Source organism: Picrophilus oshimae DSM 9789 (assembly GCF_900176435.1).
Taxonomy (GTDB): Archaea; Thermoplasmatota; Thermoplasmata; order Thermoplasmatales; family Thermoplasmataceae; genus Picrophilus; species Picrophilus oshimae.
Map to the genome: position 1 here is coordinate 287,290 of NZ_FWYE01000001.1, position 17,024 is coordinate 304,313.

Genomic DNA, 17,024 nt, shown 5'->3' on the forward strand with positions numbered 1-17,024 from the left:
ATGACGACAGGAACACCATCAATGGGAAAAATGAACAATAAAAAGGTACACATAAGATGCAGGAGGTGCGGGCATAACTCATACCATGTAAGGGAAAAGAGGTGCTCATACTGTGGATTCCCAGCCCCAAGAATCAGACATTACAACTGGGCAAAAAGTAAATGAGGATTGTGCCGTCATCGGCTTTTCCGGCGACGGCGTATATTCAAGTATTATAGCCGGTCTCAGGTCATTGCAGCATCGCGGCCAGGAGAGCTCTGGAATAATAACATACGATGGAAAGATCCACGTTAAAAAGGGCATGGGTCTTGTCAGTGAGGTTTTTAAAAATGCCGATCCAATGCCTGGAATTGTTGGTATAGGCCATAACAGGTATTCAACCTCGGGATCAAAGGGCATAGAAAATGCAGGTCCTTTTGTTATATCATGCTCCCTTGGATACATAGGCATAACACATAATGGTGAGATAACAAATGAGCATGAACTAAGGGAGGAATTAAAGCATGATGGATACATCTTCACAAGCTCCAGTGATACAGAGGTAATGTTAATAGAATTTGTCAAGGAGATATCAAGATATGGAATCAATGAGGGTATTAAAAGGGGCATGGAGCGTTTAAAGGGCGCATATGCTGCAGTATTAATGATAAATGACAGGCTTTATGCCATAAGGGATAAGTTTGGTTTTAGGCCCCTGGTCCTTGGCAGAACATTTAATGGTTATATAATAGCATCAGAGACCTGTGCCATTGATGCATTATCTGGAGAGACAATAAAAAATGTTGAACCCGGTGAGGTTATAGAGGTTTTTAACAATTCTTACAAAACCATTTTTAAATTAGATGGTGACGTCTCACACTGCATGTTTGAATACGTTTACTTTGCCAGACCTGACAGCATAATAGACAATATAGAGGTCTTTCAGGCCAGGGTCAGGATGGGCATGAGGCTTGCCGTTGAATCGCCTGTTGATGCCGATGTCGTTGTTCCTGTTCCGGACTCTGGAAGGGCCCAGGCGCTTGGCTTTTCAAAGGCCACGGGAATACCATACAGCGAGGGTCTTATAAAGAACAGATATTCAGAAAGGACATTTATAATGCCCGATCAAAAAAGCAGGCTTGCAGCAATAAAGATAAAATTGAATGCAATAAAATCAGAAATATCAAATAAAAGGATAGTCCTTGTTGATGACAGCATAGTACGTGGAAATACAATGAAATACATAGTTAAAATTGTCAGGGATGCCGGGGCCAGTGAGGTTCATGTTAGAATAAGCTCCCCGCCGATAACCGCACCATGCTTCTATGGTGTTGATATGAAGACAAAGAATGAATTCATAGCTGCAAATAAAACAATAGAAAGTATAAAAAATGAGATAGGTGCGGATTCCCTGGCGTACCTGTCAATAGATGGTCTTAAACAGGCCATAGGAATAAAAAGCATATGCATTAGCTGTTTAACAGGTATCTATCCAGAGTATGTTCCATTATCTTAATTTTTTTAGCTCTGCCATCTTTTTATCTATTAAATCCTTGTAGTTCAAATTATTCCCTGTTTTATAATAGTCCATCTTTAATGTTATCGCAAGCTTGTTGCATATTATTCTTGCAAGCTTTCCACGAGATTTTGCAGGCAGTGATGCAAGACCTGGATAGTTAAATATGATTCCATGCTTTGGGGTTTTTCCCGTGCCGTAAAATCTGAAAAACGATTTCTCTGCACCCAAAATTTGAAGTGTGCTTGCAGGATATTTAATGAGATTCTTCAAGCCGCCGCTTCTGACAAGGTACTCCATTGTTAAATCGTAACCAAGCAATGACATTGTATTTGGCATGTAATCCTGCATTTTCTTCTTTATGTAATCATCAAGATATGTCCTGAAATCACATAATGAGCTGCCAAATGATCCAAGTGAGTTTTCTATCTCGTTTCCTGATATTGATTTGAAGAAGGTGCATGGATCCTTACTGTATTTAACATCAAGCATTTGAAAGAAAGGTATCAATTTTTCAAGGTACAGGTTTATTATCTCATTTATTTCCTTTTTTATCGAATATAGCTTTATTAAATACTGGTCACCTGAGAATTCATCTTTTAGCCTTTCTCTTTCGAAATCCAGAAGAAAATCCCTTAGATCCGGTACCTCCCCGCTTGGGATTTCCTCTGTTTCCGGTATCCTTCCATTCCTGAGATCCCTGAAGATTGCCATGTAGTTTTCTCTCAGGTTTTTGAACAGGTATATCTTTCCATCTATTATCTTTCCGTACCAAAGAATCTTTTCCATCATTATCACCGGTTTCTATCAAGACATTATCAATATCAATTACCTTAAGATCATATATTTCATCGGCATTTACCATCATTGTACCAGTGGCAATAAGCTCATTTTTCTCGGTGTAAACTGCAACCACGTCCCCCTTTTTTGGACTGCCGGTAATTGCATGTATGCCTGCAGGGTATATATCAGAACCATGTGCTATGTTTTTTAATGCCGTTTCCTTTACAATGACCTTTGGGTATTTAATAAATATGAAATCCATTGGTATAAATATATTTTTAAATAATTTTTCGTTTCCCATGCTTTTTAATTTAAATGCATCACTTACCTCCTGCAGTGTATGGCACATGGATTCATCGAATGGGCCGGTTCTTGTTCTCCTGAGCTCCGCCATCTGGCCTCCGGAACCAAGAACATAACCTATATCTGTGCACAGTGTTCTTATATATGTTCCGGATTCGCAGCAAACCTTAAAAAGGACGAGTTTCTCATCCATTTCAAGCAGTTCAAGATTGTAAATTTCCCTTATGCGGAGTTCCCTGGAAACCGCGGATCTTACAGGGGGTATCTGGTATATTTTACCGGTGAATTCCTTAAAAACACTTTTTATGGAATCATAGTCATATTTATCGTATGTTCTTAAAACTGAGACGTATTCCTTTGATTCCCTGTGAACTATGTCTATTAACTTTGTGGCCTTGCCCAGGGCCATGACAAGCACTCCGGAAACTCCAGGATCCAGTGTGCCTATATGACCTACCCTGGGCTCACCAGTGATATCTCTAATCCATGAATCTATCTGATGGCTCGTGGGCCCCTTCGGCTTGTCTACAACAATGAAACCATTTAAATTACTCATTTATTTTGTATTGTTTACCTGCATTTTATCTTTTTGAATTCAATAATATCATTAACAATCTCATCTGGTGATTTTTTATCTGTGTCTATTATAATATCATAATAAATATAATTATTGTAATCTATACCATAGAACTCCATGTACCTTAAAATCTCTGACCTGTATCTTTCATTTAATGTTAAAATGTCTGTTTTATCCCTTTCCATTAACCTTTTGTAACGAATATCATCTGAGGCGTATAAATAAATCTTAAATGCTTCAATATTGTTTGTATATGCAATGTATGATGATAACCTTGATTCTAAAACTATATTATCATTATTTTTAAGAAAATTTAAAAGCATTTTATCCTGCTCATAGTCAATCTCCGGATGCGACTCACTGTATTTATTAAATTCCAGAAGGTTCATATTAAATTCCTCTGCCTTTTTCCTGAAGAAGTAACCACCGGAAATAAATGAATAATGTAATTTATCGGCAAGTAAACGGCCAACTGTAGTCTTTCCTGAGCCGCTTTTGCCGCTTATTGTTATACGCATCTCAATCAGCTTTCTCTATTACGTTTCTCTCAATCTTCTTAAGCTTGAAGCTGAAATCGAAGTACTTCATTATCATTGTTACAAAGTAACCAACGACTATGTCTGCTATCATGTACATTACGATCCACAGTGGGAAGAGCCATGCGTGCGTTGTTACTATATTTAGGTTATAGTCCCATGGCATTGAAACGTACTGGTATTTAAGCGATAATATGAATACATAGATCCATATTATAATCAAAAAGAAGAAGATCTCCATGACGAACAGTGGCTTCATTGTGTTCATTTGAACGACCATCTGGTCAGCCTGGCGCTCCATCTGCATCTTCTGCAATTTTTTGACCCTTACATTGTCACCCTCACGCATTGCCTCTCTCATTGCCTTGCTGTATGCCTTTGATACCATCTGCGCCTTTCCCATCTTGACCCAGTCAGTGAAAAAGTATCTTGGTATTGATGCCAGTAATCCTATGACTATACCTGTTAAAACAATGGTTATTATTGGAAATGCATAGTTAAAACCAAGCAATGGCATGAAAACAACGTTAAGATCGCTGCCCAGGGGATTCCTTATACCAGGATCGCTGATTACGAATAATAGGGCAAGACCTGCAAACATGAAGACAAAGTTAAGCATCATCATCTTCTGCATCTGCTTTTGAACCTGGACTGATGTGCTTGTTGCCATTATGCCAGCCTCCTTATAATATTCTCTGCAGCCAGCTCAGGATGCCCTGTTGGATTTGTTATAAAGTTAACAGTGGCACCCGAGAATACAGAATATGATATGGCAAACTGCCTGTTTACCATCTGATGCTCATATATATCATCTATTGTATCATCGTCCCTGTGCCTTGTGGGATCCTCTTCCCTTCTTTTTTTAATTTCCTTTGGATCAGCTTCTATTAAAAAGTATGATGAAACATTTAATTCACGGAGGACCCACTCAGGCAAGCCAGGGAGGTAACCACCGGGTGATTTTATTGACATGTGTGTATCTATTATTATATTATCCATGGTTCCAAGCTTTTGTGATGCGGAACGCTGAAGCTCAATCTGCCTTTCCACAGGGAGTTTTCTTATCTCATCACGGTCTTTAACAAGATTAGATGAAATTGCAAGGTCAAGCATGACACTTCCAAAGTTCTTTACAGTGTAGCCTGACCTTGATGAAACGATATCGAGCACTGTCGATTTTCCAACTCCTGCAACACCTGCTATTACCACCCTCATTTATCCACCTACGAAGAACTGCCTTATTATTGGGTGCATCTCCATTAGCTGCTCCCTGCCCATGGCCTCATAGAACTGTATTACTATACCAACTGCAAGCAGCAGTCCCGTACCGCTTGTATCTCCAACAGTTCCTATTAAATCGGCAGCGGCTGCAAGAAGACCCACAACTGCACCGCTAAATACCGTTATTGCAGGTATGTATTTGCTTAGAACACGCTCCATAACCCTTGGATCACGCCTGAATCCGGGTATCTGCATTCCGCTTGACTGTATCTGCTTTGCAACAGCACCTGCGCCCATGTTTGTGGTTTCTATCCAGAACTTCGCGAATATTATACTGAATATTATCATGAATGCAAGGAATGCTATTACATGTATTACCTCCTCCAATGGAGTGTGCCCAAACAGCACGTTCTGTGATACGCTTGGCTGCAGTATTGGGAATAACCAATCCGAGAGACCGTTCGGTGTGTACAGATAATATGCAAGGCCACCAATCGGCGTTGTGGATGATATACCAAGGGCACTGGCCTGTGCTGCTGTGGGATAAACTCCAAGCAGTTTATCATGGCCAAGTATTGGTATTCTGCTCAGCACAGGGCTCTTCCAGAATAATAATGTCCACATTGATATGTTTGCAAGAAGTGCGGTTGCAAGTATCACAGGTATGTTTGATGCATATAACAGCTGTAATGGATACCTGCCTCTGGCTCCCCTTACCCTTTCATGTGCTATTGGGAGCTCTATCTTGCTGCTCTGGAAGTATGCCACTATGAAGAATATAAGCACGGTTCCAAGCAATGCTATCATTGGATTTGGCTGCGCAAAAAGTATCTGCTCCATGCCGGTGTTTGTCAGATAGCTTCCAGGTGCCATCCAGAAGAGATACAAAGCCTTTGGAATTGCACCTGCTGGCGGATTTGACAATGATAGCGGCGAGGTTATTGTTGATGGCAGCCAGTTAAATGTTCCTATGAAAAGCTGTTCCGATACATCTGCCGCTATAAACAGCGATATACCTGAACCTATACCATACTTTGAAACAACCTCATCCATCAGGAAGACAAGATATGAACCGAAGAATAACTGCAATATTATGATTGTCTGCGCAAGGAACTCACCATAACCCGGAACAACATGATTTATGTTTGCCACCAGGGATGCATCCGGGACCAAAAATCCAAAAGCCTGCGGTATTGCCTCGACAAAGATCATTATTATAACAAGCAGCTTCTGAACACCCTGATATATTGCCTTATCATCAGGATTTGTTAAATCAAGATTAAATATCTTTGCACCTGCAAAAAGCTGCATAACTATACTTGCAGTTACAATAGGGCCTATACCAAGATCCATTAATGATCCTGAGGCACCTGCAAATATTGCCCTGAATGCCGCGAAAACATCAACTGTATCCTTTACATTTAAACCATATATGTATATGTTTGTCAGCGCAAAGTAAAGTATAACTATAAGGCCTGTCCACATTAATTTATATTTAAATGGAACATGGCCCTTGGCCTTTTTTATTGCCGGAAGCTTGGCTGTTAGGTTTTCAAGTCCGTATAGCTTTGATTGTTTTGGGCCCTTATAGCTGAATACAAGGTATGCTATTAAAAATATTGGTGATGAAAGCAATGCCACAAGGAAGAGCTTGAAGCCAGTGTAGTGATCAAAGTAGTAAAATGCAAGTATATAAAGCGCAAAGACGAATATTACCGGAATTGCAATACCCTTATTTCTTTCAATCTCATTCGTCATTTTCTATCGTTATACCGTGAACTGAAAGCTTATTTATAGCCTTTTCGGTTGCCCTTTCAATTTTTATCCTTGATTTTATATCGAAATCACCAGTTCCAAGAAGCTTTGTGTATCCTGCACCTTCAAGATCTATTACATCATCATGGACAAAGCCATTCTCCTTTAGCTTGTCATATATATTTGCAAGCTCTTCAAGGGTTATTGGATTTTCATATTTCTTTGAATGGCTTTTAAATCCGTGTACACCAAAGTGATCCCTGTCATATTTTAATAGCCAGACCCACCTGTGTTTTCCAAGGCCTGCCATGCCGTTTCCGCCTTTTTTACCCTTGCCTCTGCCTGCCTTCATGCCCCTGCCGTAGTGTCCGCCTCTTAACTTCTTAGTTCTCGTTCTTACCATTTAAATCAACCCCCGGTACAAGCATTCTTCTAATAAGATTATTTATATCCTTTCCACGATAGCCAGATGAACCTTTCTCTTTATATGGTTTTAATATTGATTCGTAGCCACCCCTGGGAGGGTTTAATCTTATAACAGGAACCAGATTCTTAAAATCCTTTAGCATCTTTCCGGACATGATCGAATCTGCCATTTCAGATATCGATGAAAAACCAAGCTCCTTTATGTTTTCGCTGTCCAGTTTCTTTCTGCCGACCATCAATGCCCTTTTTTCAAGGAGTAATTCCAGTGTTTCTTTATCAAGCTCCCCCCATGTAAGATAATCCTTTGCCGTGTTTAACATGCCCATGAAATCCGGCGTTTCCCTGACTATAACGAGGTGATTTATCCTGTTAAGATTTAAAAGCTCCGTGGTTTTTTTCGCCGCCGGTTTTAAACCGGTTCTGCCCCTAATCCTTATTACTGCCAGCATTTCCTATACCCCCTACATATATTGGTGTGCTTAGATTTATCTTTGGATTAATCTTTATTGAAACGGTCTTCTTTAATGCATCGAATGTTGCCAGAGCATAGTTTACAGTTGTCTTTGTGTGGCCTGCGGCAAATCCCCAGGCATCGTCTATACCGGCCATTCTTAGTATTACCTTAACAACATCACCAACTGCAAGGCCAACACCCTGGGGTGCAGGCTTCAATGTTACCGAGACCGAGCCTGACTTGCCGTTAACAAGGAACGGCAGCGTGTGTGGTTTACCACAGCCGCATTCCCATGAACCGCAGCCCCTCTTTATTTCTATTATATTTAATTTTGCATTGTCTATTGCCTTTTTTATTGCTGGTGCAGCCTCCTTTGCCTTGCCGCGGCCAACGCCAACATAACCGTTACCATTACCGACAACGGCTGTTATTGAATAATTCATTCTTCTTCCTGAGTCTGTCATCCTCTGTGCTCTCTCAATGTTTATTACCTCATCCTTAAGATCCGGTATCAGGTAATCTACAATCTGATATTCCTTTAATGGTAGCTTTGAGTGCAGTGCCTCGCTGATGGTTTTTATCTCACCATTTGCAACGAGCCTGCCCAGCTCAGTCCTTGGAGTCCATTCCTCATCCATATTATTCACCTATCTTTGATTTTATTTCATTAATGTCCAGCCTCTGCTTTAAATGCTCACCGTTGAGCCTGGACTCATCAGAGAATATATCCTCATCGGCATTTATCTCAAGGCCGCCGTCTATAAGGCCCTTTATTGCTGCCGCAATTCTTCCGCCCTTTCTGAATATTGCGCGGCCTGTGTCAACTACGGCTCCTGAGATGCCAAGTGAGATGCCCTTCTTTGCGGCCATGTAACCTGCAAGGTAATACATCTGTATATTATTACCATCAATGTTAAAGGCCTTTTTTAATGTTTTATTGGTTACAGTTACAAGCACATGGTCTCCCTCAGGAACGTAATCAACCAGCTGTATTATTAGGCCCTTTCTTGTCTGCCTTATAACAGCCCTTGTTTCCCTTGATATTACAAGCCTGTACCTTTTCCTATAGTCTGTAACGCCTTCACGCCTTCTTTTAAGAACTGGTGGAGTTTTCATTTTTATCACCCTTTAAAAGGCCTGCAGCCTGTATATGGTTTCTTAGCTGCGCCCTTGAAACAAAGCTTCCGCTCTTTATTATTCTGTAGTACCTTCTGTAAGTTTTTTTATCGATTTTATTGTTTGTTTTTAATTCCCTTAGTTCCTTTCTTAAGGCACGTATTCTTGATATCCATCTTCTCTTCCTTGGAAAGCGGGCATACTTTGTTCCACGCACAGAACCCTCGCCGCGCCTTCTACCCTTTGCCAGCTGTTCTATCCTTTTCTTTAATCTATAATTTGAATTGCCCTTTTTCTGCTTTTTCTGTATAATATGAAGATCAATAAGCTTTCTAACATCCTCGCGTGATGTTGCATCAAGGACCTGATCAATGCTGTTTGTATCTATCCAGACCCTTGACACACCGACCTTCATCTCATCAGCTGCTATCTGCTTTACGCTCTGAACTTTCATTTTACCACCCTGTTAAAAACGTGTATGCCAAGGTTATCTGCCTCTTCCTCTATTTCCTTTCTCTTCCTCATGCCAACGCTTGAGGCTATCCTTGCACCCTCCCTATCAGGATTTATGCTTTTTAAATCGTTTACATTGTAAACAAGTTTCTCTGCAAAACCTGATGGGTGCAGTCCACGAACTGCAGCCGGTGAACGGTAACCTGCGTCAACAACCGGTGGCCTGTATCCAAGGTGCTCCCTTAGCTTTGAGTGCTTTCCCCTTGGCTTCCTCCATGATTCATTAAATTTTTTGTATCTAAACCACTCCTGCCTTCTGAATTCAACGCGCTTCCTTGACATTCTGTTTTTTATCTTTAGCAATCTCTTCTCATCCTTTGAAAGTAAAGGTTTTTCACTCATTTACCTCACCCTTTAGCAGGAAGATTCCGTCCTGGAATACCCTGGCATCAAAATGCCTTATGTATGTTGCACGCTCTATGTTTGCCGCGGTCTCGCCTATCTTTCTTTTGTCTATACCATTTATTGTAATCCTGTCTCCTTTTACAGAGACCTTGCAGCCATCCACGATCTTTGCCGATCTTGGCGATTTCTCCCCAAGGAAGTTTTCAACTATTAATTTATCGCCGCGCACTGAAACCCTCATCGGGAAATGTGTAAAATCAATTTTCATATGATACTCAAAGCCCTTTGTTACACCCTCTATTAGAAGCTTTGTTTCAGAATACCATGTGCCAACTATGCCCTTTGTATATTTATTATTCTTGCTTGTTGCTATCTTTACGCTTGAACCTTCTATATATGCCTTTACGTAATTGTCTCTAAATATCCTTGAGGCTTCACCAAGCTTTCCCTTAATTTTTAATTCGTTATTTTCCATTGTTGCCTGAACATCATCAGGCAGCTTTATCTCAGCCTGTTCAGTCCACTTTATCATGATAACACCTCAGTAAACATATGCAAGAAGCTTACCGCCTATGCCAAGCTTTCTTGCCTCTATATGGCTCATAATGCCCTTCGTCGTTGTAAGTATTATTATTCCAAAGTCCTGTGCAGGCAGATACCTTGATTCATACCTTTCTATGTTTGAGTTCTTTACCGATAATCTTGGTTTTATAACACCGCAGTTGTTTATCGTGTCGCTTAATTCAACACGGAATTTGCCGCCGCGTTCCTCCTCTATGACCTCAAAGCTTTTTATGTAGTTGTAATCCTGCATAACCTTTAGTATCCTGCCTATCATGACTGACGCAGGGCCAATTATTACCTCGCTTTTTCCTATTCTTGAAGCATTCTTTATTGTGTTTATAACATCATTTAACGGGTCATGATTCATGCAATCACCTCAGCTGTACTTTCTGAAACCTATCTGATTTGCGGTTTCTCTAAAGCACTGCCTGCACATCCTTATACCATATCTCCTTACAAGACCCCTCTTTCTGCCACACCTGACACAGCCTTCCTTGTGGCCAAAATTCTTTCTTGGTTCCAATTTTATCTGCATTTTAATCACCTATTATCTTAACATTGAAGTTTTCCTGCAAATACTTTATTGTTTCTTCCTTGGATATCCTCATCTTTTTCGGTATGTGCATTTTTTTTATCCTTCTCTTTTCTATGCGGTATCCACCACGCCTTCTAAAGACTATTGCTATATCCATACCGAATATACCAATATCAGGGTCATATTTCATGCCCTTAAAGTCCGTGTAATCAGATATGCCAAAATAGGCATTGCCATTCTTATCGAATGAGTAAACCGGTATCTTGTAATCCTTTGCATAGAATGCCTCCTTAAGAAATGACAGGGCATCATCCTTTCTCAATGTCACCTTTACGCCAATGTTAAGCCCCTTTCTTATATTAAAGTCCCTTACGGTTCTCTTTGCTGATGTAAACGTTGGTTTGTGGTGTGTAAGCAGTTCAAGCACCTTTGCTGCCCTGTTTAGTCTCTCTCCAGCGGCACCAACACCAATGTTTACTACCACCTTGTCTATAAATATTTCTCTCATTGAGTTTTCAGTTGTTTCCATCATTCTGCTATCGCCTCCGGCATTGAGAATGTGTACTTGGGACTGGCCATTACAAACACATAGGAGCTTACTGTTGAAAAGCCCTCGTTCATATGAACCATGTTTTCACCGGAAGAGCTTTTTATCTCTATTGATTTTATCGTTGCTATCTCACCAACGTGTGAGCCGCCAGTTATGAAAACACGGTTTCCTGGTGCAAATTTAAGAACGTCAACTATCTCCTTTTTTGGTATTTTTACAAGAACGGAATCGCCGTTTTTAATATCCTTTCTATCGGTTACCATTGTCGAGCCATCGTGGAACGATATTTGTATCCTTCCGCCCTTTACATAGGTCTTGCCCTTCACGCGGAGCAGCTTTAGGCCCTTCGTTTCGCCAGGCTTTGGCAGTATAACGAGCTTGCCCTTCCTGTCATATGATACTAAATAATCGTTGCCTGATACTGTTAATGTATCCATAAAGCCTATACCACGCCTTCTCTCCTTAACGACCTTACCATCCACCATTACAAGTGAATTTGCCATTATCCTTGTTATTTCACGCTCCTTGTCACCAAGCTTAAGATAGTCCCTTAACGCTATTAATAATGGGATTGAGCTGTCCTTTTTATGTGAGCCTGGTAGGCTGTTAACTGCCCAGAACCTGCTCTTCCTTGCTATTTTAAGCTTCCTGGGAGCCATCATTATTTTTGTCTTCGTTATCATTTAAATCCTCCTCTTTAATTTCATTGGCTTCCTCTTTATCAGCCCCGGTAACATTCTCATCACTTTCCTTTGTATCATTTGAGGTTTCCTCAGGAACCTCTGGCGGTGGTAAATTCTTTCTTGCGGCTATTTCCCTTAATCTTTCATAGCGATCATTTCTTGAAAGATCAAGCTTTGTTATTGATATATTGCTGTGATCTATGAAGAATGGAACCTGCTTTCCATCGGCCTTGGATATTGTAACGCCTTCTATTGAAACTTTCATGGTTTTATGATCAACATCCACTACCTTGCCGCCCTCACCTTTTCTTGATCCTGAGATAATTTTTACTATATCCCCCTTTGCCACGGGGAATCTTCTTATACCGTATTTTTTCCTTAAATCCTTTGACAGTGAAACATTCACCTTGTTATTTATCATAATAACACCTCACACAATGGTTGAGGATATTGCAGCAATCCTCGGCCAGCGCTCTGCGGCCTCTCTTGCAACAGGGCCCTTTATCTCAGAGCCACGAACCTCGCCATCAGGGGTGACGAGCACTGCAGCGTTGTCCTCGAATTCTATCATTGTGCCATCGGCGCGTCTGTATGGTCTTCTCTGCCTTACAACAACTGCGTAAACGACCTTGCTTCTCATCTCAGGTGTGCCCTTTTTTACACTGGCTATGAACATGTCGCCAACGCCTGCGGCCGGTATTCTCTTTGCAACTGTGTGCAGTGCCTTTACATCGATTAGGCTTATCATCTTTGCACCTGTGTTATCCACACATGGTATTAATGCACCAAGTGGTAATCCTCTTGTTTCCCTTCCAGAGATGCCTTTCATCTAGTTCACCTTCTCAACAACAACGAATGATATGGTTTTTGCAAGCTTTCTGCATTCCGCTATTTTTACCCTGTCCCCTGGTCTTACATCTATGCAACCAGGCAGATGTGCATGAAACTTTGATATCTTTGTTTCATACCTTTCATACTTTTTTATTAGTCTTCTTGATTCCCTTTTAAGAACGATACTACCGTTCATCTTTGTTGATACAACAGTCCCTACTATTATCTGACCATGGATCCTTAGATTACCATGGAACGGGCACTTCGGATCATTGCATGTTCTTTCAGGTTTTTTAACATCAATTCCTATGTTTTCCATTATATTCACCCTTTAATCTTTTTATTATTCTTCTAAGCTCCTTAACGCGATCTTCCGGCCTTATAGAAATTACATCGCCATTTATGTCAAAGCAGGTGCCGTCGAGATTTATGCGGAAGACACTGCCCTTCTTTGGTATTACTTTCCTACCATTTTTGGTCATTATTACAAACACGTTCTTTGTTTCATCGACCACGTAACCATGAACCTTCAGGTTCAGCGGGTTTGTGGACCGAATCACACTGATATCTCGCATCATATACTCGGCGGCGTATTCTTCATACATTTAAACCATCTGGACCTTGAAACCCATGGATTCAAGCTGCGCCCTGGCGGTTTCCCTGTGATCTCCCTGAAGCTCTATTATCTTTCCGTCCTTAACAGTGCCGCCCGACGCAACCTTCTTTTTTAAAGATTTTGCTATCTCGTTTATATCCTCTACCTTTGGGTCGATACCCTCTATTAAGGTCACGACCTTACCGTATCTTCTTTTATCAACGCTTATCTTAACAACCTCATTATTTCTGTCGAAACCTTCCCATGGCTGTAATTCCTTTGGTATGCCGGTAAAGTTCTTATCCTTCATCTTTTCTTTTCCTCCATAACAGTTAATACCCTGGCAATCTGCCTTCTTATTGACCTCATCTTACCAGGACTTGATGGAGCACCACCCATTGCAACGGATGACCTTTCCCTTAAAAGGGATTCCTTAAGTGATGAAAGCTTTTCATTAAGTTCTTCATCACTCATTTCCCTCAGCGCCTTTGCTCTCAGCTCCATTGTTTTCCACCTCCTTCTCAATCTTTACAGGTTTTATCTCTATATCATCAGGTAATCTGTAATTGCTTTTAAGTATTCTAACGGAAACACCTATGATTCCAGTCTTCAGCTTTGCCTCTGAGAAGCCGTATTCCACACCTGATCTTGCAGGTTCACCCGAGTATTTTATCTTTCCAAACATGAATTTCTGTGCCCTTGCCCTTTCACCTGAGATCTTTCCACCTATTCTTATTAGAACTCCAGGAGCATTAAGATCAATCATCTTTCTTAATGATGTATTTCCTGCCTTTCTGTAATTCCAGCCCTTTTCAAGTGATAGTGCTATCTTTTTTGATGCTATCTGTGGATTTAAATCAGGTGTGTTTACCTCCTTTACCTCTATCTGGGGCGATTCTATGGCGAATCTCTTTTCCAGGGTCTCAGTCATTTCCTTTATCTTTGTTCCGTGTCTCCCAATGACGAGTCCGGGTCTGTTTACATACAATGCTATGTTTGTTCCATATGGTGTTCTCTTCATCTCCATGCCACCGAAGCCTGCATTGTCATTTTCCTTTCTGAGATATTCTGAGACGAGGAGCCTTTTTATATTATCATTTACGAATCTCTTCTCCTTCATTCCTCACCACTTTCCCTTACAACGACTTCAAGATTGACAAGATCCTTGAAGAAGGCCCCGGCCCTGCCATATGCCTTTGGTGTGTACTTTTTTATCATCCTACCCTTTGATACTGCTATGTGAACGATTTCCAGTGAATCCGAGAGTCCTTTGAACTCGGCGTTGGCTGAAACGTCTTCAAGCAGCTTTTTGAATGCCCTTGCAGCCTTAACTGGATATCTTCCAGGGCCAATGCCCTTCCTGTGTGATACCGAATCCATGTATCTAAAGTATGGAACCGGAACCTTTTTTTCTATTACATTGTCAAGGACGTTCTTTGCACTGTCAAGATCCATTCCCTTAAGGAAATGGGCAACATTAACGGCATCCTTTAATGATATGTCGATCTCGCGTATCCTGGCCCTTGCACTTCTCTCTGGAAACTCCTTAATACTGTATCCTTTCATATCAATCACTTCAGCGGTAAGAACTTTGATGACCTGGTAGCTCCAACTCCTGGACCCGAGTGTTTAACCTCCTTTCTGGTCAAGGCAAACTCACCAAGATAATGGCCTATCATCTCTGGCTTTATTTCAAATTTTATATAAGAGTTACCATTATATAATTCTATCGTCTTTCCAACGAACTGCGGCAGAACAATGAGATCACGCACATGTGTCTTTATGTTTTCCTTATCACCCAGCAGCTTTTCGTATAATTTTTCCTGTTCATGGTTCATCTGCCTTGAGTAAGAGCGCCTTGCCCTTGCTGGAAGCAAAGGCAAAAGCTCATTCAATTCCATGTTCTGGAGCTCCTCAAGGGAGTGGCCCCTGTAAGAGAACTCCTTCGCACGACCCGTTATGGCCTTCTGGGCCTTTCGGGCCTTTCTTTTTATTGATTTTACTGACACCTGTCTTTTAGCGACCATACTTCTTCCTCCTCTTTGGTGACAATCTACCTACCTTTCTTCCAGGAGGTGTGCCACGCCCAACAGTGCTCGGCCTTCCAACATGCTGATGGTTTCCACCACCGTGTGGATGGTTCACGGCATTCATGGCAACACCTCTTACTGTATATGGCCTCTTGGCCTTGCTCTGCAGGTACTTTATATGTGTTCCGGCCTTTAGTATTGGTATATCCCTGGCCCCAGAGCCGGCTATAAAGCCCACGGTGGCCCTGCACCTTGGATGAAATTCCTTGTTTACACCGGATGGCAGTTTCAATGAAACGTATGCGCCATGGCTTATCACAAGAGCTGCCGTTCCTGCAGCCCTGCAAAACTTTCCACCATCACCGGGTATGCTCTCTATATTGTAAACGTATGATCCATCAGGTATATTTGCAAGATATGTTACATCCCCAATTGCCGGTGAATCAATATCGCCAACGTGTATCTCCTGATTAACATATGCACCGTTGAATGCTATCATGTAATTCTTCTCGTTTTTTTCGTTTCTAATTAAAAGAACCGGTGTGTTTCTACCCGGTGCCTGGATAATATCCTCTATTTTATATGTTCCATCCCTTGGATACTTTATATCGCCAAGGTGCCTGTGGCTGGGGCTTCTGTAAACAAGACTCCCGTGGCCACGCCTCTGTGCAACTATATGTTTTCCCATAAGATCACCTTAGAATATGCCCATTCTTCCGCCAACCTCCTCGGCGGAGAAGTCCTTGGCCAGTGTTACTATGGCCTTTTTACCATTTTTGGCTATCATCATATTAACTTTTGTTACCTTAACGTTAAACCTTGCTTCTACCTCATTTTTTATTGCTTCCTTTGTTGCCTTTCTGTTAACCAGGAACGTTATTTTATTCTCCTTTTCCATCATTAAAGTGGTTTTTTCAGTTACTATTGGACTTATTATATAATCCATTACTGCACCTCCTTAAGAGAAGATATTGCCGATTCAGTGAATATTGTTAATCTTCCACCTGTTCCTCCAGGGGCAAGCTTTCTTATGCTCAGGCTGCTTGGCGTTGCTATATCAACACCGGGCAGTGATGAAAATGCCTTTAAATTATCGTATGATGTGCCAACAATCAGCAGGCTCTTTGGCTGCTTGTATGTTCTGTTTCTCATCTTTCCACGCCCTGGCCTTATCTTTTTGTTCTCCTTTGATCTTAGTATATCATCGTAAAGACCAAGCTTCTTGAAAAATTCAACAGCATCCCTGGTCTTTTTTATCTTTTCAAGATCGTTTGTGACAATAACAGGAAATGTGAGATTTGAGTCTTCATCTATCCTGTGTCCCCTTTTTATAATATGCTCCCTTGATGCAGTTAAAGCAATGGCGGTGAACCTTGCAAGCTTGCGCTCCCTCTTGTTTATCTTTTTATATAACACCTTATCGCTTCTCGGTGCATGCGCGCTCTTACCACCAACAACGCTGCCCAGAAGTACCGCCCTGGAGCCACCAGCCAGTCTTGGTATCCTTGATATTCCGTGGTTTGGTCCCAGGTTCTGGCCGACGCGTCTCATACCGGCATCAGGACTTGCCCCATAGGGCTGTCTGTATGATAAAGTGATTGCCCTAAAGGCCTCCCTTAAAATGTCCTCTCTAGGCCTTATCTCGAAGATTTTTGGAAGTTCCATCTCACCCTTAATTTCTCCATTTAAATCGTATATATTTGCCTTCATGA

31 protein-coding genes are annotated in these 17,024 nt (G+C 41.3%); 2 read left to right on the top strand and 29 right to left on the bottom strand.

All coding sequences use genetic code 11. The annotated features are described in order from the left end of the window. Both B8780_RS01555 and purF read left to right on the top strand, forming a co-directional pair. Complete coding sequence (locus B8780_RS01555) at positions 1-165, top strand: 50S ribosomal protein L37e (protein ID WP_048059459.1); 165 nt, start codon at positions 1-3, stop codon at positions 163-165. Next, positions 113-1,495, top strand: a complete 1,383-nt coding sequence (gene purF, locus B8780_RS01560; protein WP_084272416.1) for an amidophosphoribosyltransferase — start codon at positions 113-115, stop codon at positions 1,493-1,495. The genes B8780_RS01555 and purF overlap by 53 nt, the downstream gene beginning before the upstream one ends. Here the strand turns inward: purF and B8780_RS08255 are convergent. Genes B8780_RS08255 through rpl4p form a run of 29 tightly spaced genes read right to left on the bottom strand, consistent with a single transcriptional unit; the run spans position 1,487 to position 17,022 of the window. Next, positions 1,487-2,203 (bottom strand): NOP5/NOP56 family protein, encoded by a 717-nt coding sequence (locus B8780_RS08255; protein ID WP_236719365.1) that lies wholly within the window; start codon positions 2,201-2,203, stop codon positions 1,487-1,489. The two genes, purF and B8780_RS08255, sit on opposite strands and share 9 nt — an antisense overlap. Further along, positions 2,088-3,137 (bottom strand): RNA-guided pseudouridylation complex pseudouridine synthase subunit Cbf5, encoded by a 1,050-nt coding sequence (locus B8780_RS01570; RefSeq protein WP_084272418.1) that lies wholly within the window; start codon positions 3,135-3,137, stop codon positions 2,088-2,090. The genes B8780_RS08255 and B8780_RS01570 overlap by 116 nt, the downstream gene beginning before the upstream one ends. A gap of 14 nt (positions 3,138-3,151) precedes the next feature. Then, complete coding sequence (gene cmk / locus B8780_RS01575) at positions 3,152-3,676, bottom strand: (d)CMP kinase (protein ID WP_011177467.1); 525 nt, start codon at positions 3,674-3,676, stop codon at positions 3,152-3,154. Between the two features lies 1 nt (position 3,677). Continuing rightward, the gene (locus B8780_RS01580) at positions 3,678-4,364 is read right to left on the bottom strand and encodes a DUF106 domain-containing protein (protein WP_084272419.1); all 687 of its coding nucleotides are present in this window, start codon (positions 4,362-4,364) and stop codon (positions 3,678-3,680) included. Then, positions 4,364-4,909, bottom strand: a complete 546-nt coding sequence (locus B8780_RS01585; protein ID WP_011177465.1) for an adenylate kinase — start codon at positions 4,907-4,909, stop codon at positions 4,364-4,366. The genes B8780_RS01580 and B8780_RS01585 overlap by 1 nt, the downstream gene beginning before the upstream one ends. Next, positions 4,910-6,673: a preprotein translocase subunit SecY gene (secY, locus tag B8780_RS01590; RefSeq protein WP_011177464.1), complete on the bottom strand. Its 1,764-nt coding sequence runs from the start codon at positions 6,671-6,673 to the stop codon at positions 4,910-4,912. Next, the gene (locus tag B8780_RS01595) at positions 6,663-7,073 is read right to left on the bottom strand and encodes an uL15m family ribosomal protein (protein WP_011177463.1); all 411 of its coding nucleotides are present in this window, start codon (positions 7,071-7,073) and stop codon (positions 6,663-6,665) included. Before B8780_RS01595 ends, secY begins: the two co-directional genes overlap by 11 nt. Next, entirely contained in the window at positions 7,054-7,545 is a 492-nt protein-coding gene (locus tag B8780_RS01600; RefSeq protein ID WP_011177462.1) for a 50S ribosomal protein L30, read from the bottom strand. Before B8780_RS01600 ends, B8780_RS01595 begins: the two co-directional genes overlap by 20 nt. Further along, positions 7,523-8,188, bottom strand: coding sequence for a 30S ribosomal protein S5 (locus tag B8780_RS01605; RefSeq protein ID WP_011177461.1), 666 nt, complete (start codon positions 8,186-8,188; stop codon positions 7,523-7,525). The genes B8780_RS01600 and B8780_RS01605 overlap by 23 nt, the downstream gene beginning before the upstream one ends. Position 8,189: 1 nt before the next feature. Next, positions 8,190-8,666, bottom strand: coding sequence for a 50S ribosomal protein L18 (locus B8780_RS01610; RefSeq protein WP_084272420.1), 477 nt, complete (start codon positions 8,664-8,666; stop codon positions 8,190-8,192). Beyond that, positions 8,644-9,120 carry a 50S ribosomal protein L19e gene (locus B8780_RS01615; protein WP_084272421.1) on the bottom strand — a complete coding sequence of 159 codons (477 nt, stop codon included), beginning with the start codon at positions 9,118-9,120 and terminating at the stop codon, positions 8,644-8,646. The genes B8780_RS01610 and B8780_RS01615 overlap by 23 nt, the downstream gene beginning before the upstream one ends. Further along, positions 9,117-9,521, bottom strand: coding sequence for a 50S ribosomal protein L32e (locus tag B8780_RS01620; RefSeq protein ID WP_011177458.1), 405 nt, complete (start codon positions 9,519-9,521; stop codon positions 9,117-9,119). Before B8780_RS01620 ends, B8780_RS01615 begins: the two co-directional genes overlap by 4 nt. Continuing rightward, the gene (locus B8780_RS01625) at positions 9,514-10,056 is read right to left on the bottom strand and encodes a 50S ribosomal protein L6 (protein WP_011177457.1); all 543 of its coding nucleotides are present in this window, start codon (positions 10,054-10,056) and stop codon (positions 9,514-9,516) included. The genes B8780_RS01620 and B8780_RS01625 overlap by 8 nt, the downstream gene beginning before the upstream one ends. A 9-nt stretch (positions 10,057-10,065) precedes the next feature. After that, positions 10,066-10,455, bottom strand: a complete 390-nt coding sequence (locus B8780_RS01630) for a 30S ribosomal protein S8 (protein ID WP_011177456.1) — start codon at positions 10,453-10,455, stop codon at positions 10,066-10,068. Between the two features lie 9 nt (positions 10,456-10,464). Then, entirely contained in the window at positions 10,465-10,623 is a 159-nt protein-coding gene (locus tag B8780_RS01635) for a 30S ribosomal protein S14 (RefSeq protein WP_011177455.1), read from the bottom strand. 1 nt (position 10,624) lies between these two features. Next, positions 10,625-11,155: a 50S ribosomal protein L5 gene (locus tag B8780_RS01640; protein ID WP_084272422.1), complete on the bottom strand. Its 531-nt coding sequence runs from the start codon at positions 11,153-11,155 to the stop codon at positions 10,625-10,627. Further along, positions 11,152-11,856 (bottom strand): 30S ribosomal protein S4e, encoded by a 705-nt coding sequence (locus B8780_RS01645; protein ID WP_084272423.1) that lies wholly within the window; start codon positions 11,854-11,856, stop codon positions 11,152-11,154. The genes B8780_RS01640 and B8780_RS01645 overlap by 4 nt, the downstream gene beginning before the upstream one ends. Next, positions 11,813-12,277, bottom strand: a complete 465-nt coding sequence (rplX, locus tag B8780_RS01650; protein WP_084272424.1) for a 50S ribosomal protein L24 — start codon at positions 12,275-12,277, stop codon at positions 11,813-11,815. The genes B8780_RS01645 and rplX overlap by 44 nt, the downstream gene beginning before the upstream one ends. 9 nt (positions 12,278-12,286) lie before the next feature. Beyond that, positions 12,287-12,685: a 50S ribosomal protein L14 gene (rpl14p, locus tag B8780_RS08200; protein WP_011177451.1), complete on the bottom strand. Its 399-nt coding sequence runs from the start codon at positions 12,683-12,685 to the stop codon at positions 12,287-12,289. Beyond that, complete coding sequence (locus tag B8780_RS08205; RefSeq protein WP_011177450.1) at positions 12,686-13,006, bottom strand: 30S ribosomal protein S17; 321 nt, start codon at positions 13,004-13,006, stop codon at positions 12,686-12,688. It abuts the gene before it with no gap. Beyond that, positions 12,987-13,292, bottom strand: coding sequence for a ribonuclease P protein component 1 (locus B8780_RS01660; protein ID WP_048059457.1), 306 nt, complete (start codon positions 13,290-13,292; stop codon positions 12,987-12,989). The genes B8780_RS08205 and B8780_RS01660 overlap by 20 nt, the downstream gene beginning before the upstream one ends. Continuing rightward, positions 13,293-13,592 (bottom strand): translation initiation factor, encoded by a 300-nt coding sequence (gene yciH, locus B8780_RS01665; RefSeq protein ID WP_011177449.1) that lies wholly within the window; start codon positions 13,590-13,592, stop codon positions 13,293-13,295. Then, on the bottom strand, positions 13,589-13,786 hold the full coding sequence (gene rpmC / locus B8780_RS01670) for a 50S ribosomal protein L29 (RefSeq protein ID WP_011177448.1): 198 nt from the start codon (positions 13,784-13,786) through the stop codon (positions 13,589-13,591). The genes yciH and rpmC overlap by 4 nt, the downstream gene beginning before the upstream one ends. Continuing rightward, complete coding sequence (locus B8780_RS01675) at positions 13,749-14,402, bottom strand: 30S ribosomal protein S3 (protein WP_084272425.1); 654 nt, start codon at positions 14,400-14,402, stop codon at positions 13,749-13,751. The genes rpmC and B8780_RS01675 overlap by 38 nt, the downstream gene beginning before the upstream one ends. Further along, positions 14,399-14,848: a 50S ribosomal protein L22 gene (locus tag B8780_RS01680; RefSeq protein WP_011177446.1), complete on the bottom strand. Its 450-nt coding sequence runs from the start codon at positions 14,846-14,848 to the stop codon at positions 14,399-14,401. Before B8780_RS01680 ends, B8780_RS01675 begins: the two co-directional genes overlap by 4 nt. Positions 14,849-14,853: 5 nt before the next feature. Further along, complete coding sequence (locus B8780_RS01685; protein ID WP_011177445.1) at positions 14,854-15,309, bottom strand: 30S ribosomal protein S19; 456 nt, start codon at positions 15,307-15,309, stop codon at positions 14,854-14,856. Further along, positions 15,299-16,000, bottom strand: coding sequence for a 50S ribosomal protein L2 (locus B8780_RS01690; RefSeq protein ID WP_011177444.1), 702 nt, complete (start codon positions 15,998-16,000; stop codon positions 15,299-15,301). The genes B8780_RS01685 and B8780_RS01690 overlap by 11 nt, the downstream gene beginning before the upstream one ends. A gap of 9 nt (positions 16,001-16,009) precedes the next feature. Further along, positions 16,010-16,258 carry a 50S ribosomal protein L23 gene (locus tag B8780_RS01695; protein ID WP_084272426.1) on the bottom strand — a complete coding sequence of 83 codons (249 nt, stop codon included), beginning with the start codon at positions 16,256-16,258 and terminating at the stop codon, positions 16,010-16,012. Next, entirely contained in the window at positions 16,258-17,022 is a 765-nt protein-coding gene (rpl4p, locus tag B8780_RS01700; RefSeq protein WP_084272427.1) for a 50S ribosomal protein L4, read from the bottom strand. The genes B8780_RS01695 and rpl4p overlap by 1 nt, the downstream gene beginning before the upstream one ends. Positions 17,023-17,024: the final 2 nt, after the last annotated feature.

Coding starts and splice junctions, on each gene's coding strand:
- B8780_RS01555 (WP_048059459.1), top strand. CDS start 1: ATGACGACAGGAACACCATCAATGGGAAAAATGAACAATAAAAAGGTA.
- B8780_RS01570 (WP_084272418.1), bottom strand. CDS start 3,137: ATGAGTAATTTAAATGGTTTCATTGTTGTAGACAAGCCGAAGGGGCCC.
- cmk (WP_011177467.1), bottom strand. CDS start 3,676: ATGCGTATAACAATAAGCGGCAAAAGCGGCTCAGGAAAGACTACAGTT.
- B8780_RS01580 (WP_084272419.1), bottom strand. CDS start 4,364: ATGGCAACAAGCACATCAGTCCAGGTTCAAAAGCAGATGCAGAAGATG.
- B8780_RS01585 (WP_011177465.1), bottom strand. CDS start 4,909: ATGAGGGTGGTAATAGCAGGTGTTGCAGGAGTTGGAAAATCGACAGTG.
- secY (WP_011177464.1), bottom strand. CDS start 6,673: ATGACGAATGAGATTGAAAGAAATAAGGGTATTGCAATTCCGGTAATA.
- B8780_RS01595 (WP_011177463.1), bottom strand. CDS start 7,073: ATGGTAAGAACGAGAACTAAGAAGTTAAGAGGCGGACACTACGGCAGG.
- B8780_RS01600 (WP_011177462.1), bottom strand. CDS start 7,545: ATGCTGGCAGTAATAAGGATTAGGGGCAGAACCGGTTTAAAACCGGCG.
- B8780_RS01605 (WP_011177461.1), bottom strand. CDS start 8,188: ATGGATGAGGAATGGACTCCAAGGACTGAGCTGGGCAGGCTCGTTGCA.
- B8780_RS01610 (WP_084272420.1), bottom strand. CDS start 8,666: ATGAAAACTCCACCAGTTCTTAAAAGAAGGCGTGAAGGCGTTACAGAC.
- B8780_RS01615 (WP_084272421.1), bottom strand. CDS start 9,120: ATGAAAGTTCAGAGCGTAAAGCAGATAGCAGCTGATGAGATGAAGGTC.
- B8780_RS01620 (WP_011177458.1), bottom strand. CDS start 9,521: ATGAGTGAAAAACCTTTACTTTCAAAGGATGAGAAGAGATTGCTAAAG.
- B8780_RS01625 (WP_011177457.1), bottom strand. CDS start 10,056: ATGATAAAGTGGACTGAACAGGCTGAGATAAAGCTGCCTGATGATGTT.
- B8780_RS01630 (WP_011177456.1), bottom strand. CDS start 10,455: ATGAATCATGACCCGTTAAATGATGTTATAAACACAATAAAGAATGCT.
- B8780_RS01635 (WP_011177455.1), bottom strand. CDS start 10,623: ATGCAGATAAAATTGGAACCAAGAAAGAATTTTGGCCACAAGGAAGGC.
- B8780_RS01640 (WP_084272422.1), bottom strand. CDS start 11,155: ATGATGGAAACAACTGAAAACTCAATGAGAGAAATATTTATAGACAAG.
- B8780_RS01645 (WP_084272423.1), bottom strand. CDS start 11,856: ATGATAACGAAGACAAAAATAATGATGGCTCCCAGGAAGCTTAAAATA.
- rplX (WP_084272424.1), bottom strand. CDS start 12,277: ATGATAAATAACAAGGTGAATGTTTCACTGTCAAAGGATTTAAGGAAA.
- rpl14p (WP_011177451.1), bottom strand. CDS start 12,685: ATGAAAGGCATCTCTGGAAGGGAAACAAGAGGATTACCACTTGGTGCA.
- B8780_RS08205 (WP_011177450.1), bottom strand. CDS start 13,006: ATGGAAAACATAGGAATTGATGTTAAAAAACCTGAAAGAACATGCAAT.
- B8780_RS01660 (WP_048059457.1), bottom strand. CDS start 13,292: ATGTATGAAGAATACGCCGCCGAGTATATGATGCGAGATATCAGTGTG.
- yciH (WP_011177449.1), bottom strand. CDS start 13,592: ATGAAGGATAAGAACTTTACCGGCATACCAAAGGAATTACAGCCATGG.
- rpmC (WP_011177448.1), bottom strand. CDS start 13,786: ATGGAGCTGAGAGCAAAGGCGCTGAGGGAAATGAGTGATGAAGAACTT.
- B8780_RS01675 (WP_084272425.1), bottom strand. CDS start 14,402: ATGAAGGAGAAGAGATTCGTAAATGATAATATAAAAAGGCTCCTCGTC.
- B8780_RS01680 (WP_011177446.1), bottom strand. CDS start 14,848: ATGAAAGGATACAGTATTAAGGAGTTTCCAGAGAGAAGTGCAAGGGCC.
- B8780_RS01685 (WP_011177445.1), bottom strand. CDS start 15,309: ATGGTCGCTAAAAGACAGGTGTCAGTAAAATCAATAAAAAGAAAGGCC.
- B8780_RS01690 (WP_011177444.1), bottom strand. CDS start 16,000: ATGGGAAAACATATAGTTGCACAGAGGCGTGGCCACGGGAGTCTTGTT.
- B8780_RS01695 (WP_084272426.1), bottom strand. CDS start 16,258: ATGGATTATATAATAAGTCCAATAGTAACTGAAAAAACCACTTTAATG.
- rpl4p (WP_084272427.1), bottom strand. CDS start 17,022: ATGAAGGCAAATATATACGATTTAAATGGAGAAATTAAGGGTGAGATG.